We start from the raw sequence: 15144 nt of genomic DNA on the forward strand, positions 1-15144 counted from the left end.
ATATTTGCCAATTATAGTGTCTTTATTGTTTATGTCTTCAAATTATTTGACCAAAAGGACAGGCGTTGTGACTATATATGCTCGATAGTAAGCACCAAAAAGAGGCGGGATGTTCAAGTTTGGTGCGATATCAGGGCTATTTTATAGGGCAAATCTCATTAATGCTTTGTATGACAGGGGTTTTCATAATTGGCACGCTAATTGTATTTGTGATTGTATACAATTGGAAATGGAGATAAGCACATGAAAAAGGAATTACCTGTTAGCCCAAGGCTAAGCAACGCAGACCTAGCGCCAGAGAAAGAGCAGAAGTGGGGCTGGTACAGCATCTTTGCTTTCTGGATGTCAGACGTGCACAGTGTTGGGGGATATGTATTTGCAGCGAGTTTATTTGCGCTTGGATTAAATGGTATCCAGGTGTTCATTAGCTTGTTGGCGGGTATCTCGATTGTATTAGTATTTGCCAACTTAATGGGTAAACCAGGACAAAAAGCGGGTGTTCCGTTCCCGGTTGTTGCTCGTATGTCGTTTGGTGTTTTTGGTGCGAATATTCCGGCTGTGATTCGAGGCATTATTGCTGTCGTGTGGTACGGTATTCAAACTTACTTAGCATCAAGTTCGTTTATTATCTTGCTGCTGTACTTTTTCCCATCAATGGAGAGTTTAGCGAATGATTCGTTCCTAGGTTTATCTTACTTAGGTTGGGTTGGCTTTAGCTCTATGTGGGTATTGCAAGCTATCGTATTTATGTTCGGTATGGACATGATTCGTAAAGTAATTGATTGGTCTGGCCCGGCGATTTATATCGCGATGTTTGCTCTGTGTGCATACATGATCAACCTCGCTGGCTGGGAAAACATTAGTTTTAACCTAGGTAAAGAATCACTTGTTGGTACAGACGCAATCATTCAAATGCTTATCGCAACAGCATTGGTAGCAGGTTACTTTGCAGGTCCGACACTCAACTTCAGCGACTTTTCTCGTTACTGTACGAGCTACAAAGATCTGAAATTTGGCAACCTGCTGGGTCTACCACTGAACTTTATTGTGTTCTCTCTTTTCAGTGTGGTTATCGTATCAGCATCGATTCCGGTCTTTGGTGAGATGATTGTTGACCCAGTTGAAACGGTGAAACGTCTGGATTCGGGTATGATTACAGTACTTGGTGCACTAACATTTATTTTCGCTACCGTAGGTATCAATATCGTTGCTAACTTTGTTGCACCAGCGTTTGACTTTTCGAATGTGTCACCACAAAAAATCAGTTTCAAAATGGGTGGTTTTGTAGCGGCCTTTGGTTCAATCCTGCTGACACCTTGGAACCTATTTAATAACCCAGAAGTGATTCATTACACAGTGGACGTACTTGCTGCGATGATTGGCCCTCTTTACGGCATCATCATTGTTGACTACTTCATTATTAAGAAAGGCGAAATCGACATCCCATCGCTATACACTGAGTCACCACAAGGTCAGTATTGGTACAAAAACGGCATCAACATGAACAGTGTGTACGCGCTAGTGATAGCGAGTCTAGCGGCAATTATTGCGACATTCTTTGTTACTGAATTAGCGAACTATGCGTTGTTTATCGGTGGTGTGGTTTCAGCAGTAGTGTATAAACAGTTGATGCAAAATAGATTGTTTTGGGTATCTAAAACGGCTTTAGCGAAACAATAAAAACAACTTTATGTATGGCTCTAGATGGAATAGATCGCCAACTTAAAGATAAAGTAAACAAGTAACTAAGGTTGCTTGTTTACTTCAAAGGAATGAGAAGAATGGAAATCGATCAACGTATTTATTGTACCCAAGGTCCCGACCACCTACCGGCTTTACAGCAAGGCTCACTGAACGGGTTAAGCTTTGTATTCAAAGATCTCTTTGACGTCGAGGGATTCGTCACTGGAGCAGGAAACCCTAAGTGGTTAGAAACACACAGCAAAGCAGAAAGCACTTCTCCGCTAATTATCGCTCTTCTAAACGCAGGGGCTGAGTGCCTTGGCCGAGTCCAAACGGATGAACTGGCGTACAGCTTAAACGGTATCAATGTTCATTATGGCACACCGGTTAATCCATTAGCACCTGACTGTTTACCGGGTGGATCTTCAAGTGGCAGTGCTGTTGCGGTTGCAAAAGGCGATGTAGATTTCTCTATTGGAACAGACACTGGCGGTTCCGTTCGTGTGCCAGCGAGTTACTGTGGTCTTTTCGGCATACGCCCGACATTGGGGCAATTGTCATTAGAAAGTAGTTTCACTCTGGCTGAAAGCTTCGATACTGCAGGAGTATTTAGCCGAGATCTAGCGACGTTAGAAAAGGTTTACTCTTGCCTTGATCTGAAAAGTCAGTCTCAAACTGTCGCGCAAACTCTTGTGTTGGATGAGAGCTTGGCGAAGACATTGGGAAGCGAGCGTCTAGGTGAATTGAAGCAGTGGGCTGCTAGTGCAAATATTCAGCTTGAATACAGCAATGCATTACAAGAAGCAGGCTACGATCTCAGTGAATTGAGCGCACTGTTCAGAACCATACAAGGCTATGAAATTATTGCTCGTCATGCCTCTTGGCTGGATAAGTGGCAAGATACGTTGGCACCGGCAATCCAGGAGCGAGTGGATTGGGCACGCACGATTTCGGCAGAGGCTTATCGTGAAGGTAAAGAACAACAAGCGAAGTTTACCTCTTGGTTGGCAGAGCAACTGGCGGGTAAGGAAACCTTATGGGTATTGCCTACCACTCCAGGAAAATCACCTAAGCTCACGACTCCAGACGCAGATTTAGCGCAATATCGCTCTGATCTTATGGGGCTAACCAGTCTCGCGGGTTTAAGTGGATTCCCTCAACTTCATATCCCGATGAAAAACATTGCAAATGGACCTAGTGGTGTGTCTTTACTTGGTTCTGCTAATAGCGAATACGATCTAATAGCAACAGCGTCGGCCTTAATCACAGGAGAGTTTTAATGGTGTTTCAAACCGCATTTACTGCCTCACATCACAAAGCAACCGAAGTGGGAAAAAAAATCCTGGAAAAAGGCGGGACGGCGTCCGAAGCCATGGTCGCAGCTGCATCCATGATTGCGGTGCAGTACCCTCATATGAACAGTATTGGCGGTGATGGTTTTTGGTTAATCAGTAAGCCAGGTGAAGCGCCAGTCGCGATCGACGCGTGTGGCGCCGCAGCATTATCAATCGACCCTGATTACTACCGTTCATTAGGAACTGAACTGCCTGAAAAAGGTGGTGAAGCTTCTATCACGATGGCCGGTACGGTAGCAGGTTGGCAAAAAGCATTGGAATTCGATGGCGGAACACTACCTTTAAGTACTCTTTTACAACCTTCTATTGACGCAGCACGAAACGGCATTGAGGTGACACAAAGTCTTGTAGATGCGAGCGTAAAAACTTTTGAGCGCTTAAAAGACCAAGCCGAATTCTCCCGTTTGTTTCTCGATAACGGAGAACCGCTAAAACTTGGTGCTACGGTCATAAACCCTGCTTTGGCGAAGACGCTGGAAAGATTGGCAGAGGCAGGGTTGGATGACTTCTACCGAGGTGAGATTGCAGCGCAGGCAGCCAAAGAGTTGCAAGAGGCAGGTAGCCCGTTAACTATCGAAGACTTTCACCAACATGATGCGCTGGTTACCACCCCTCTGACTGTCGATACATCAAAAGGTCAGCTTTATAATCTGGGTGCTCCGACTCAGGGATTAGCATCGTTATTAATTTTAGCGATATACGATCGCTTAGCATCACAAGCAAATTCTGAACTTGACCATATTCATTTGTTGGTCGAAGCCACTAAGCAAGCATTTCTAATCCGTGACAAAGTGGTCACTGATGAGCGCTATTTAAACAAGCCACTGCAGGACTACTTAGATGACACCGTAGTCACTGAATGCGCAGAACGTATCTCATTAACACAAGCTGAGCCATGGCCTCATCTGGCAAAACCGGGTGATACCATCTGGATGGGCGCAACGGATCAATACGGCACTATGGTGAGTTTTATCCAGAGTGTTTACTGGGAGTTTGGCTCGGGTGTTGTACTTCCTTCGACCGGGATTATGTGGAATGTCAGAGGCAAAAGCTTCTCACTGGATACCGAACACCACAATACTTTAGTACCGGGTAAAAAGCCGTTTCATACGCTAAATCCAGCGTATGCGGAGCTTAAAGATGGTCGACGCATCGTATACGGAACCATGGGTGGAGAAGGACAACCACAAACTCAGGCGTGTTTATTCAGCCGACACATTTATCAAAACATGTCGCTGCAACAAGCCGTGTCTATGCCTCGATGGCTGTTGGGCAGAACATGGGGTGATGCAACGAACAATTTAAGACTTGAAGAAGACTTGTACAGCGAATACGGGCATACATTAACGCAGATGGGCCACCAAGTAACTCAGGTTGAAAACTTGAGTGAGCTGATGGGACACGCGGGAGCAATAACCCTAGATCAGCAAGGACAGGCAGACGCAACGAGTGATCCTCGCAGCGATGGCGATATATTTTTAGGAGAGAGATAATGACAACTCAAACGCTATTTGAAACTTTGAACCCACCACAACGTTTGTTGATGGGTCCTGGCCCAATTAATGCCTATCCACGTGTGCACCAAGCTATTTCACAGGCTTTAATTGGTCAGTACGATCCAGTGATGACGGGTTACATGACGCAAGTTCAGTCGCTGTATCGCGGTGTATTCGAAACGCAAAACCAACAAACTATGTTAGTCGATGGTACGGCTCGTTCTGGCATTGAGGCAGTCTTGGTGTCAGTGCTTAAACCGGGAGACAAAGTACTAATCCCAATTATTGGTCGCTTTGGTCACCTTCTTTGTGAAATCGCCAACCGCGTTGGAGCAAAGGTACAGACGATTGACATCGAGTGGGGCGAAGTGTGTCCACCAGAGTTGGTCGAAAAAGCGATCAAAGAATTTCAGCCAAAGTTACTGGCAACGGTACAAGGTGATACCTCTACAACCATGAACCAGCCATTGGCAGAGTTTGGTGAAATCTGTAAACGTCATGGAGTGTTGTTCTACTGTGATGCTACAGCGTCTATTGCTGGTAATGAACTAAAAGTTGATGAATGGCATCTTGATGCGGTATCAGCTGGTTTGCAAAAGTGTCTGGGCGGTCCTTCCGGTAGCTCTCCGATCACGTTGAGTGACCAATGCGCTGATCTCATCAATCGCCGTAAGCACGTAGAAGCAGGCATCCGAGCTGACCATCACAAAGCGGGTGAAGAAGAAATCATTCGTTCTAACTACTTCGATTTGTCGATGATTATGGATTATTGGGGCCCTGAGCGTCTTAACCATCACACTGAAGCAACAAGCATGCTTTACGCAGCACGTGAATGTGCACGCATCTACCTTGAAGAAGGTGCAGACAACGTGATTGCTCGCCACAAAACTGCGGGTGATGCATTGGCATGTGGTCTGCGAGCGATGGGCTTAGAGTTGTTTGGCAACCAAAAGTACAAAATGAACAACGTTGTGGGCGTCTACATTCCTAAAGAAGTGGACGGCAACAAAGTACGTCAGGAGCTGCTTAACAGCTTTGGTATTGAGATTGGTACGTCATTCGGTCCGCTGGACGGCAAAATCTGGCGCATCGGCACGATGGGTTACAACGCGCGCCAAGAAGCGGTGTTAACGACGCTTGCAGCGCTGGAAGCGATCCTTATTCGTAACAAAGCGAAAGTTATTCCGGGACAAGCAGTGATTGCAGCCATGGAACATTATGTGTAACACCGTTGAGATAAGAAGGTGAATCAAGGATGAGTAAATTGGATGCCCAACACATTATGCAACGTGCTGACCAACTGGCTACGTTTACTTCAATGCAAGGTGGATTGAAACGCACCTACTTATCGCCGGAGCATAAGCAGGCGCACCATCAACTTAGCGTTTGGATGGAGCAAGCCGGGCTTGAAACATGGCAGGACAGTGTTGGGAACCAGTGGGGAAGGAAGGTCTCTTCCACCCCTACCATGCCAACGCTTATTATTGGCTCTCACAGTGACACCGTTGCGGATGCTGGGAAGTACGATGGAAATTTAGGTATTTTGGTCGGTATTTCCGCTCTAGAGCAGATTAAGAATATTGAGCTTCCATTCCATGTCGATGTGGTCGCTTTTGCCGATGAAGAAGGCACTCGCTTTAACAGCACATTGATAGGCTCAAGTGCTGTGGCCGGAGTATTTGACTCAAATTGGCTGTCTCTTAGAGATAAAGATGGCGTGACAATGTCACAGGCAATGGTTGAGTTTGGTTTATCTCCGGAAGATGTAGGGAAAGATAGCCGATCGCCAGAAGACGTGTTGGCTTATCTGGAAGTACATATTGAGCAAGGCCCGGTACTTGAAGCACAAAACCAGCCTGTTGGTGTCGTCACTGGTATCGCTGGCGCAAAACGTTTTCAATTTCAGGTGAAAGGTTTGGCTGGACACGCAGGCACAGTACCTATGGGCATGCGTTTGGATGCGTTGTGCGCCGTGGCTGAAATGATCTCAACGATTGAAAACTATGCAACTGAACAGAGTGCCACTGCAAACAAAGTCGTTGCAACAGTCGGTAAGTGTGAAGTCGCGCCGGGGTCGGTGAATGTTATTCCTGGTGAAGTGAACTTTACTCTGGATATCCGCAGCTTGGAACAGGAGCAACTAGAACGTTCGTGTGACGATCTGCTTACTGCACTTAACGCGATTGCGGAGCGTCGAGAGGTAAGCTTTACCAATCGACTACTGTACCAAGCCAGTGCGGTGCCGTGTAATGATTCGCTGCAAAGTCAGTGGGGTGACATCGTATATCGAGTAACTGAATCTGAACCGGTATTCCTGCCAAGTGGCGCGGGACATGATGCACTTGCGATGGTGCACCTAACAGTAGTTGCAATGCTGTTTGTCCGTTGCGATAAAGGCATTAGTCACAATCCACTGGAAAGTGTTCAAAAGGATGACGTTGCGGTTGCTTTAGAGTGTTTAACGCAAATGATTCTTGCCCAGCAGGAGCGCAAAACAGATGGAAACTAAACAACAACTGACTCACTCTGTTGTGCTTGGTATTGCAGGAAACTCTCCGGGTTATCTGGCACAAACGGGTGAGATATCCGCGTTCAGCGAACAACAAAAAGCACAGCAGCACGAAGCACAGCGCCCAAGAGCGCTGTTTCCTATGTTTGTTCGCCAACTAGGTGAATCTCATCTTGGTCAGATGCCATTCAGTTCATCGAAATTGGTATTACCCGAAGAGCCGGATGCCAAGGTTCAGATGGAGCCCGAAATCGCGATTAAGTGCGACGTGATCTATACAGAGCAAGGTCAGGTTGCCGAGCTTACCCCTTTTGCGCTGACGTTGATCAACGATGCAACCTACCGAAACAAAGCGGTATCCAAGCTAGCAGAGAAGAAAAATTGGGGTGCCTTTAGTAAAGGAATCGCTGAACAGGATCTGACTATTGATTCATTTTCAGCGCAGACAGCACTTGATCATCTGAGATTGTGCGGTTTTCATGGTCGAAATGGGCAATGGAACTTGTGCAGTCAGGATGTCTCTGTGACAGAGTATAACGTTTTCTACCAATCGTTGACCGAATGGCTGGTTGAGACGATTAACAATCAAACTGATGATGGCGCGTTGCATAATACTCAAACTTTGTTCACTCAGGCTAATCACCCGAGTGAAATCACCGTTGCAATTGGTGCACCGTGTTATACATCATATGGAGAAGACCATCAGTTGCTGGATGGCGACCAAGTGTTCGTTTGTGTTTATGATGATAGACATTTCAAATTAAATGACATTGAAGCCATGTTAACTCAGCCAAGAAACCAGTGGTTAAAAGACCCGGGTATGATTTGGCTAGAGCAAACGGTTTATAAAAAACAATAAATTGACCGACTGATACATAGTCAGTCTGTACATTAAAAGGTGAAAAGAACGATGAAGACACAACGAGATCTAGCCAGTGCTTTTTTTCGCATTGGCTTGTTTGGGTTCGGCGGCGGCCCCACGATGATCCCTTTGGTTCACAAAGAAGTAGTCGACAATTATAAGTGGATGACCGACGACGAATTTGCCAACGTACTTGCCATCGGTAACACGTTACCTGGTCCTATCGCGACCAAAATGGCGGGATACATTGGCTATAAAGTTGGAGGCAAGATTGGATGCCTTAATGCGGTTATCATGACGATTATCCCGCTCATCATCGTAATGATCGCCGGATTGGGTCTGTTAAACGAATATCGTGATAAGCCTTGGGTGGCGGGCATGGCACAGGGTGTATTACCTGTGGTTTCCTGGATGATGGCCAAGCTCACTTATGACTTTTTAATTAAAGGTTACAAAGCACTTGGCGCGCTCGCTACGGGCATTGGTATTGCTCTGTCTATTTTGTTTATTGTGGTCCTGGGTATTCATCCAGGATTGGTGGTCGGAGCGGTACTACTGGCTGTATTGGTAAAGCCTGACCCGAAGCCAAGCGTGGCCGAACAAAGTCTAAAAGCAGAAAGTAAAAAGGGATAAACATGCAACTTTATATCGATATCTTCTTAGCATTTTTTATTCCGAACATCGTTGGTTACGGTGGTGGACCTGCGATCATTCCATTGGTCGAAGCACAAGTTGTTGGTCAATATGGATGGATGAATGCCAGTCAGTTTGCCGAAGTTCTGGCATTAGGTAACGCTTTACCAAGTCCTATCGCGACAAAAATGGCCGGTTACATAGGATACGAAGTAGGCGGAACGTTAGGGGCATTTATCGCTATCTTTGCTACGGTTGCCCCGACAATCATTATTATGATTGCAGCAATGAGTGTGCTGTACAAATACCGTAATTCGCCAAAAGTGAAAGCATTGGGAGCATGGGTACTGCCAATCATTTTCACGTTGATGCTTCTACTGAGTTACAAGTTGGTTGTTTCTGGCAGTGAGGCGGGCTGGGGGCATTTTGTGTTCTTGTTTGCTGTGGCGGGTCTGTGTCTGGAAAAACTCAAAGTTCATCCAACCTATGTCATTTGTGCAAGCCTCGCATACGGCGCATTCTTGCTGTAGTTTCACTTCGTTATACAGACTATGCAAATCTTTAACTGGGCCGATACAAACACGTGTCGGCCCATTTTTTTAGCTTCAGCCCTGGAGCTTTTCGCGTTGTTATTATTTTTAACGCATCCTTAATTCTTATCTTCAAAACTCACTTCATCAGCAATCCGACAAGCTTTTCCACCACTTCTTAGTCTTTCTAACAAAATTGACACTTCTGCTTTAATACCAGTCAATTAACGACTCTTATAGAGTCATTCCAGCGAGCCTTAGCGAGACTAGGAATCTAGTATCCGCGCACTGAGAATATAGAGAAATGCCTTTGATCACCAAGTGCTCTGATAGAAGATCCTGAATCACGCTCCTTCGTTGCTGTTCAGGATGACGGTAGACTGGAATATTCTGCTTACTGTTCAGTGAACGGGATTACCCCTCGTTTCGCGTTACAACTACTCATCATTATTTGTCTCCTAGCTGTTACATAGATGTAACTTTGTCGCTAAAAATTCGAGATTTCCATCACTAAATATTAGTGAGATTTTGCCTGTTCTGGTGAGCTAAAAGCCCGTTTCTCCGTGGTGTAAATATGAAAAGTAAATATAAAACAATGATGTGCACTTTGTGCACGTAAAGTTGAGTTGCTGTTGTGGATATAGTGGCTCTGGATGTACGTTTCAGTAACAAAATAAAAACATTTGCACTGCCTAACTCCTTCAGAACGCGAATGAGTAGGCCTTTCCCTAGCGATCTACTTGGTCAAATAGGGTTCCCATAACTTGAACGTACCTGGAGAATTCAAAGTGACAGTATCCACTTCCCAAAAAACGGTCTCGACTGCCTATTATGATTCAGAAGTCATGATTATTGGGGCTGGTCCAGTCGGTTTAATGATTGCAAACTATCTTGGCGGCCAAGGCATTAACGTAACTGTGATTGAACAACTGCCTACGCTGATCGATTACCCTCGCGCGATTGGTATTGATGATGAAAGTTTAAGAACGTTTCAGGCCGTAGGGTTAGCTTCAGAAGTTGTACCTTACACAACCCCATATCATGCCATGCGCTTCCTGACCCCTAAAGGCCGTTGTTTCGCAGACATTCAACCAAATACTAACGAGTTTGGTTGGTCGAGAAGAAATGCCTTTATACAGCCAAAAGCCGATCGTGCACTTTATGATGGCTTAGCACGATTTTCGAATGTCAACGTGTTGTTCTCTCGAGAGCTGGTAAATTTCGGCCAGGACGATGAACGTACATGGGCAAACCTCACCAATAACAAAGGTGAAGAAGAACAAGTCTCAGCGAAATACATGATTGCGTGTGATGGAGGCAACAGCTTTGTCCGTCGTAATTTAAACATTTCGTTTGATGGTGAAACCGCACCAAACCAATGGATCGTAATGGATCTGGAAAACGATCCAATTGGAACGCCTAACATCTATCTATGTTGCGACGCTGAACGTCCATATGTGTCAGCTGCTCTACCACAAGGTATTCGTCGCTTTGAGTTTATGGTGATGCCGGGTGAAACCGAAGAGGAGCTCAGCAAACCAGAAAACATGAACCGCTTGTTAAGCAAAGTTCTCCCATCAACGGAAAATATCAAATTCATCCGCCAGCGTGTTTATACACACAATGCACGTCTTGCTGGCAAATTCCGTGAAGGTCGAGTCCTGCTTGCAGGCGATGCGGCACACATTATGCCAGTTTGGCAGGGACAGGGTTACAACTCAGGTATGCGTGATGCGAATAACCTGGCGTGGAAACTCTCTTTAGTGGTTAAAGGATTGGCAGATCCAAGCTTATTAGACACCTATCAGCAAGAACGTCGTGACCACGCAAAAGCGATGATCGACCTGTCTGTTCTGGCTGGTAAGGTGCTGGCTCCACCTAAAAAATGGCAGGCAACGTTACGTGATGGCGTATCTTGGCTGCTGAACTATGTGCCACCGGTTAAGCGCTACTTTGTCGAAATGCGTTTTAAACCAATGCCTAGATATCATCAGGGTGTGGTTGTTGAACCAAAGCCGGCACTTAAAGACTCACCGGTGGGCAAGCTCTTTATCCAGCCAGTGGTTCGTGTAGGAAATGAGATCACCAAGCTTGATGATGTCATTGGTCAAAACTTCGCAATCATCGCATGGGGCACCGATCCAATGCAGGGGCTGAGCGAACAAGAGATCCAACATTGGCAACAGTTGGGAACTAAGTTCATTCAAGTGGTTCCTTCCGTTCAACTCAAGTCACAGTTAGAGACACACCCTGACGTGGTATGCATCGGAGATGAAACCAATGCGCTTAAAGACTGGTTTGGTCGCTATCCAGCTTCTGTCGCCATTATCCGACCTGACCGATTCGTTGCGAGTATTGCAATTCCGCAGTCGATCAACTCAGTGTGCCAACAAGTACGTAAAGCGCTAAGCACCACAACTGTCCAGCGTGAAACTGCATCGAAAGTAGGTGCACACGACAAGAAGGTAGCGTGATATGAGTGAAGTCTATTTGCACTGTTTGTCGCACACACCGCTAGTCGGTCATTTTGACCCCGCTCAGGAGGTTATCAATGAAGTTAATAGCGTTATCGCTGACGCCAAACAACGCATCGATGAATTTGACCCGGAGTTAGTCATCCTGTTCTCGCCTGATCATTACAACGGCTTTTTTTATGATGTTATGCCGTCGTTTTGTATCGGAATGGCCGCTCATGCGATTGGTGATTTTGGGACTTTAGCGGGACCGTTAAACGTACCTCAATCACTCGCTGAAGGGTGTGCACAATACGTGCTGGCTAAAGGGGTGGATGCGGCGGTTTCTTACAACATGCAAGTAGACCACGGTTTCGCTCAACCTCTTGAGTTTTTATTAGGCAGTCTGGATCGAGTTCCGGTTATCCCGGTGTTTATCAATGGTGTTGCACCACCAATGCCAGGTTTCCAGCGAGCCCGCTTACTGGGCGAAGCCATCGGTGAATACGCCAAGAGCTTAAACAAGCGCGTGTTATTTCTGGCTTCCGGCGGTTTATCACACCAGCCGCCAGTACCTGAGCTAGCCACTGCCGACGAGCATATCGCAGACCGGCTTAAAGGCAGCGGTCGCTATCTTCCTGAGGATGAGCGTATTGCCCGTACCCAACGAGTCATTAATGCCGCCGTTGAATTTGCTCAAGACCAAGACACGCTACACCCACTAAACCCCGAATGGGACTGCGCCTTTATGCAAGATTTAGCCAGCGGGCAAATCAGCAAACTGGATGCGATGAACAATCAAGATCTGTCAGATATTGCCGGTAAGTCTACTCATGAAGTGAAGACCTGGGTGGCGGCATTCGCAGCACTATCTGCTTATGGACCTTACAAAACCGAAGGTTGCTATTACCGCGAGATACCTGAGTGGATCGCCGGATTTGGCTCTATGAGTGCAACCACTTCAAAAAACTTAAAAAGCTAAAGCTGTAAACGAGGAGTATAGGAATGTCTAATCTAGTTTTTACTGAGCAAGAGACAAGCAAATTTGTTCATATTGAGGAAGGAGACCTCAACCTCAAACTGCATTACAACGATTGTGGGGTCGGAAGTGAAGTAGTCGTGATGCTACACGGTTCAGGGCCAGGCGCTACGGGCTGGGCTAACTTTAACCGTAATATTGAGACTCTGGTCAATGCTGGTTATCGTGTCATCCTTCTTGACTGCCCGGGCTGGGGAAAGAGTGACTCAATAGTCTCTACTCAATCTCGTTCCGACCTAAACGCAACGGCATTAAAAGGCATGATGGACGCTTTGGATATTGAGCGTGCGCATTTAATCGGTAACTCCATGGGCGGACACTCAGCTGTCGCTTTTACTCTCTCATACCCAGAACGTGTAGGTAAATTGATTTTGATGGGCGGCGGAACTGGCGGTGCAAGCTTGTTCACACCAATGCCAGCAGAAGGTATTAAGCGCCTAAATCAACTTTACCGCGATCCAACTATCGAAAACCTGAAAGCGATGATGGATATCTTCGTCTTCGATACCAGCGATCTCACCGAAGAGTTGTTCCAAACACGTTTGAATAACATTCTTGCTCGTCAGGATCACCTCGACAACTTTGTTAAAAGTCTTGAAGCCAATCCAAAACAATTCCCGGATTTCTCTGCGCGCTTAGGCGAGATCAAAGCCGATACCTTGGTAGTTTGGGGTCGCCAAGACCGTTTTGTACCTTTCGATACCAGCTTACGCCTGATGGCGGGTATACCACAGGCGCAACTGCATGTTTTCAACCAGTGTGGTCACTGGGTTCAGTGGGAACATGCTGACACATTCAACCGTTTGGTTGTCGACTTCATTCAGCATTAAGGAGAGAGTCATGTCTGACAAGATAGAACAACTGGCGCAAAGACTGCGTGAAGCCGAGCAGCAAAACCTGCCAATCTCACCACTGCGTGACGAGATCGAAGGCGCTGGTGTAGAGCAAGCTTACGCTATCCAACGTTTGAATGTATCTGTGGCGGTCGAGCAAGGTCGTCGCATCGTAGGGCGTAAAATCGGTCTGACTAACCCTAAAGTTCAGGTGCAGTTAGGCGTTGATCAACCTGACTTCGGCACTCTCTTCGCCGATATGTGTGTCGGCGACAATGAAGTAGTGCCATATGAAGCGGTAATGCAACCAAAAATTGAAGCGGAAATCGCACTGATTTTGGCGAAAGACTTACCGCAAAGTGACCCAACTATTGGCGAAGTAATGGATGCGATTGGTTGGGTTGTACCTGCTTTAGAAATCGTTGGTAGCCGCATTCGTGACTGGGATATTAAGTTTGTTGATACCGTAGCGGACAACGCTTCGAGTGGTTTGTATGTACTTGGCGGGCCAGCTCGAACAGTCGACGGCCTAGATTTCCGCGGGGCAACGATGACGATGTCACGCAACAACGAGGTCGTCTCTCAAGGTGATGGCTCCGAGTGTCTTGGTAACCCACTAAATGCGGCGGTTTGGCTGGCTCGTACCATGAGTGCTTTTGGCGACCCATTGCGTGCCGGTGATGTTGTGTTGACGGGTGCATTGGGCCCAATGGCAGCGGTGCAGCCGGGTGACAAATTTGATGCCGAAATAACAGGAGTTGGTCGCGTGTCAGTCTCCTTTACAGAACAAAAGGAGAGTGAAAAATGAAAACCATGAAGGTAGCGATTATTGGCTCAGGCAATATCGGCACTGACTTAATGATAAAAGTGCTTCGCAATAGCCAACATTTGACCATGAGTGTGATGGTTGGGATTGATCCGGAATCGGATGGCCTGGCCAGAGCACGTCGAATGGGGGTGACAACCACGCATGAGGGTGTGGAAGGACTGATTAATTTACCGGAGTTTAATGATATCGATATCGTTTTTGATGCGACGTCGGCCAACGCGCACATCAGTAACGATGCCATTCTGCGCAAGGTAAAACCTGGCATCAGACTCATTGATTTGACCCCGGCAGCAATTGGTCCTTATTGCGTTCCAGTCGTGAATCTGGAGCAAAACCTGTCGAAGAATAACGTCAATATGGTCACTTGTGGCGGTCAGGCAACGATTCCTGTTGTCGCGGCTGTAGCGCAAGTCGCCACCGTGCACTACGCAGAGATTATTGCGTCGATCAGCAGTAAATCGGCAGGACCAGGTACTCGCGCTAATATCGACGAGTTTACCGAAACCACTTCTAAAGCGATTGAAACGGTAGGCGGTGCGAAGAAAGGTAAGGCGATCATCATTCTGAATCCAGCAGAGCCACCTCTGATGATGCGTGACACTGTCCACGTACTATGCGACAGCAAAGATGAAAACAAAGTCCGCGCTTCAATCGAAGAAATGGTCAGCGCGGTGCAGAGTTACGTGCCGGGTTATCGTCTAAAACAAGCGGTTCAGTTTGAAGCGATTCCGGAAGATCAGCCCGTTACGCTTCCGGGTTACGGTAAGTTCAGTGGACTTAAGGTATCGGTCTTTATTGAGGTTGAAGGGGCAGCTCATTATCTCCCTGCTTATGCTGGCAACCTCGACATTATGACTTGTGCTGCAATGGCGACTGCAGAACGTATCGCCCAATCGTGTCTGAACCAATAAGGAATAACCTC

Annotated in this window: 13 protein-coding genes; all 13 read left to right on the forward strand. The window is 46.6% G+C overall.

Features of this window, described 5'->3' with window-relative positions; translation table 11 throughout:
- Window positions 1-243: 243 nt before the first annotated feature.
- The 13 genes from WJM94_RS01695 to WJM94_RS01755 all read left to right on the forward strand — a co-directional run bounded on the left by WJM94_RS01695 (window position 244) and on the right by WJM94_RS01755 (window position 15133).
- Window positions 244-1680, forward strand: a complete 1437-nt coding sequence (locus WJM94_RS01695) for an NCS1 family nucleobase:cation symporter-1 (protein WP_444492508.1) — start codon at window positions 244-246, stop codon at window positions 1678-1680.
- Window positions 1681-1781: 101 nt separating this feature from the next.
- Window positions 1782-2963, forward strand: coding sequence for an amidase (locus tag WJM94_RS01700; RefSeq protein WP_444492509.1), 1182 nt, complete (start codon window positions 1782-1784; stop codon window positions 2961-2963).
- A gap of 2 nt (window positions 2964-2965) precedes the next feature.
- The gene (locus tag WJM94_RS01705; protein WP_444492992.1) at window positions 2966-4531 is read left to right on the forward strand and encodes a gamma-glutamyltransferase family protein; all 1566 of its coding nucleotides are present in this window, start codon (window positions 2966-2968) and stop codon (window positions 4529-4531) included.
- The gene (locus tag WJM94_RS01710; RefSeq protein WP_444492510.1) at window positions 4531-5760 is read left to right on the forward strand and encodes a pyridoxal-phosphate-dependent aminotransferase family protein; all 1230 of its coding nucleotides are present in this window, start codon (window positions 4531-4533) and stop codon (window positions 5758-5760) included. Before WJM94_RS01705 ends, WJM94_RS01710 begins: the two co-directional genes overlap by 1 nt.
- 29 nt (window positions 5761-5789) lie before the next feature.
- Window positions 5790-7043, forward strand: coding sequence for an allantoate amidohydrolase (locus WJM94_RS01715; RefSeq protein ID WP_444492511.1), 1254 nt, complete (start codon window positions 5790-5792; stop codon window positions 7041-7043).
- On the forward strand, window positions 7033-7902 hold the full coding sequence (locus tag WJM94_RS01720; RefSeq protein WP_444492512.1) for a DUF5718 family protein: 870 nt from the start codon (window positions 7033-7035) through the stop codon (window positions 7900-7902). Before WJM94_RS01715 ends, WJM94_RS01720 begins: the two co-directional genes overlap by 11 nt.
- A 51-nt stretch (window positions 7903-7953) precedes the next feature.
- Window positions 7954-8538: a chromate transporter gene (locus tag WJM94_RS01725; protein ID WP_444492513.1), complete on the forward strand. Its 585-nt coding sequence runs from the start codon at window positions 7954-7956 to the stop codon at window positions 8536-8538.
- Window positions 8539-8540: 2 nt separating this feature from the next.
- Window positions 8541-9068: a chromate transporter gene (locus WJM94_RS01730; protein WP_444492514.1), complete on the forward strand. Its 528-nt coding sequence runs from the start codon at window positions 8541-8543 to the stop codon at window positions 9066-9068.
- A gap of 788 nt (window positions 9069-9856) precedes the next feature.
- Window positions 9857-11542, forward strand: coding sequence for a bifunctional 3-(3-hydroxy-phenyl)propionate/3-hydroxycinnamic acid hydroxylase (locus tag WJM94_RS01735; protein WP_444492515.1), 1686 nt, complete (start codon window positions 9857-9859; stop codon window positions 11540-11542).
- Window position 11543: 1 nt separating this feature from the next.
- Complete coding sequence (locus tag WJM94_RS01740) at window positions 11544-12503, forward strand: 3-carboxyethylcatechol 2,3-dioxygenase (RefSeq protein ID WP_444492516.1); 960 nt, start codon at window positions 11544-11546, stop codon at window positions 12501-12503.
- A gap of 23 nt (window positions 12504-12526) precedes the next feature.
- Window positions 12527-13390, forward strand: coding sequence for an alpha/beta fold hydrolase (locus WJM94_RS01745; RefSeq protein ID WP_444492517.1), 864 nt, complete (start codon window positions 12527-12529; stop codon window positions 13388-13390).
- A gap of 10 nt (window positions 13391-13400) precedes the next feature.
- Window positions 13401-14201, forward strand: coding sequence for a 2-keto-4-pentenoate hydratase (gene mhpD / locus WJM94_RS01750; RefSeq protein WP_444492518.1), 801 nt, complete (start codon window positions 13401-13403; stop codon window positions 14199-14201).
- On the forward strand, window positions 14198-15133 hold the full coding sequence (locus tag WJM94_RS01755; RefSeq protein WP_444492519.1) for an acetaldehyde dehydrogenase (acetylating): 936 nt from the start codon (window positions 14198-14200) through the stop codon (window positions 15131-15133). The genes mhpD and WJM94_RS01755 overlap by 4 nt, the downstream gene beginning before the upstream one ends.
- The last annotated feature ends 11 nt before the right edge of the window (window positions 15134-15144 follow it).

It is taken from the genome of Vibrio sp. YIC-376 (assembly GCF_052353105.1).
In the GTDB taxonomy this organism is placed as follows: domain Bacteria; phylum Pseudomonadota; class Gammaproteobacteria; order Enterobacterales; family Vibrionaceae; genus Vibrio.

Bases quoted from the DNA above. Each gene is read 5' to 3' on its own strand.
- WJM94_RS01695 (WP_444492508.1), top strand. From the start codon at position 244: ATGAAAAAGGAATTACCTGTTAGCCCAAGGCTAAGCAACGCAGACCTA.
- WJM94_RS01700 (WP_444492509.1), top strand. From the start codon at position 1,782: ATGGAAATCGATCAACGTATTTATTGTACCCAAGGTCCCGACCACCTA.
- WJM94_RS01710 (WP_444492510.1), top strand. From the start codon at position 4,531: ATGACAACTCAAACGCTATTTGAAACTTTGAACCCACCACAACGTTTG.
- WJM94_RS01715 (WP_444492511.1), top strand. From the start codon at position 5,790: ATGAGTAAATTGGATGCCCAACACATTATGCAACGTGCTGACCAACTG.
- WJM94_RS01720 (WP_444492512.1), top strand. From the start codon at position 7,033: ATGGAAACTAAACAACAACTGACTCACTCTGTTGTGCTTGGTATTGCA.
- WJM94_RS01725 (WP_444492513.1), top strand. From the start codon at position 7,954: ATGAAGACACAACGAGATCTAGCCAGTGCTTTTTTTCGCATTGGCTTG.
- WJM94_RS01730 (WP_444492514.1), top strand. From the start codon at position 8,541: ATGCAACTTTATATCGATATCTTCTTAGCATTTTTTATTCCGAACATC.
- WJM94_RS01740 (WP_444492516.1), top strand. From the start codon at position 11,544: ATGAGTGAAGTCTATTTGCACTGTTTGTCGCACACACCGCTAGTCGGT.
- WJM94_RS01745 (WP_444492517.1), top strand. From the start codon at position 12,527: ATGTCTAATCTAGTTTTTACTGAGCAAGAGACAAGCAAATTTGTTCAT.
- mhpD (WP_444492518.1), top strand. From the start codon at position 13,401: ATGTCTGACAAGATAGAACAACTGGCGCAAAGACTGCGTGAAGCCGAG.
- WJM94_RS01755 (WP_444492519.1), top strand. From the start codon at position 14,198: ATGAAAACCATGAAGGTAGCGATTATTGGCTCAGGCAATATCGGCACT.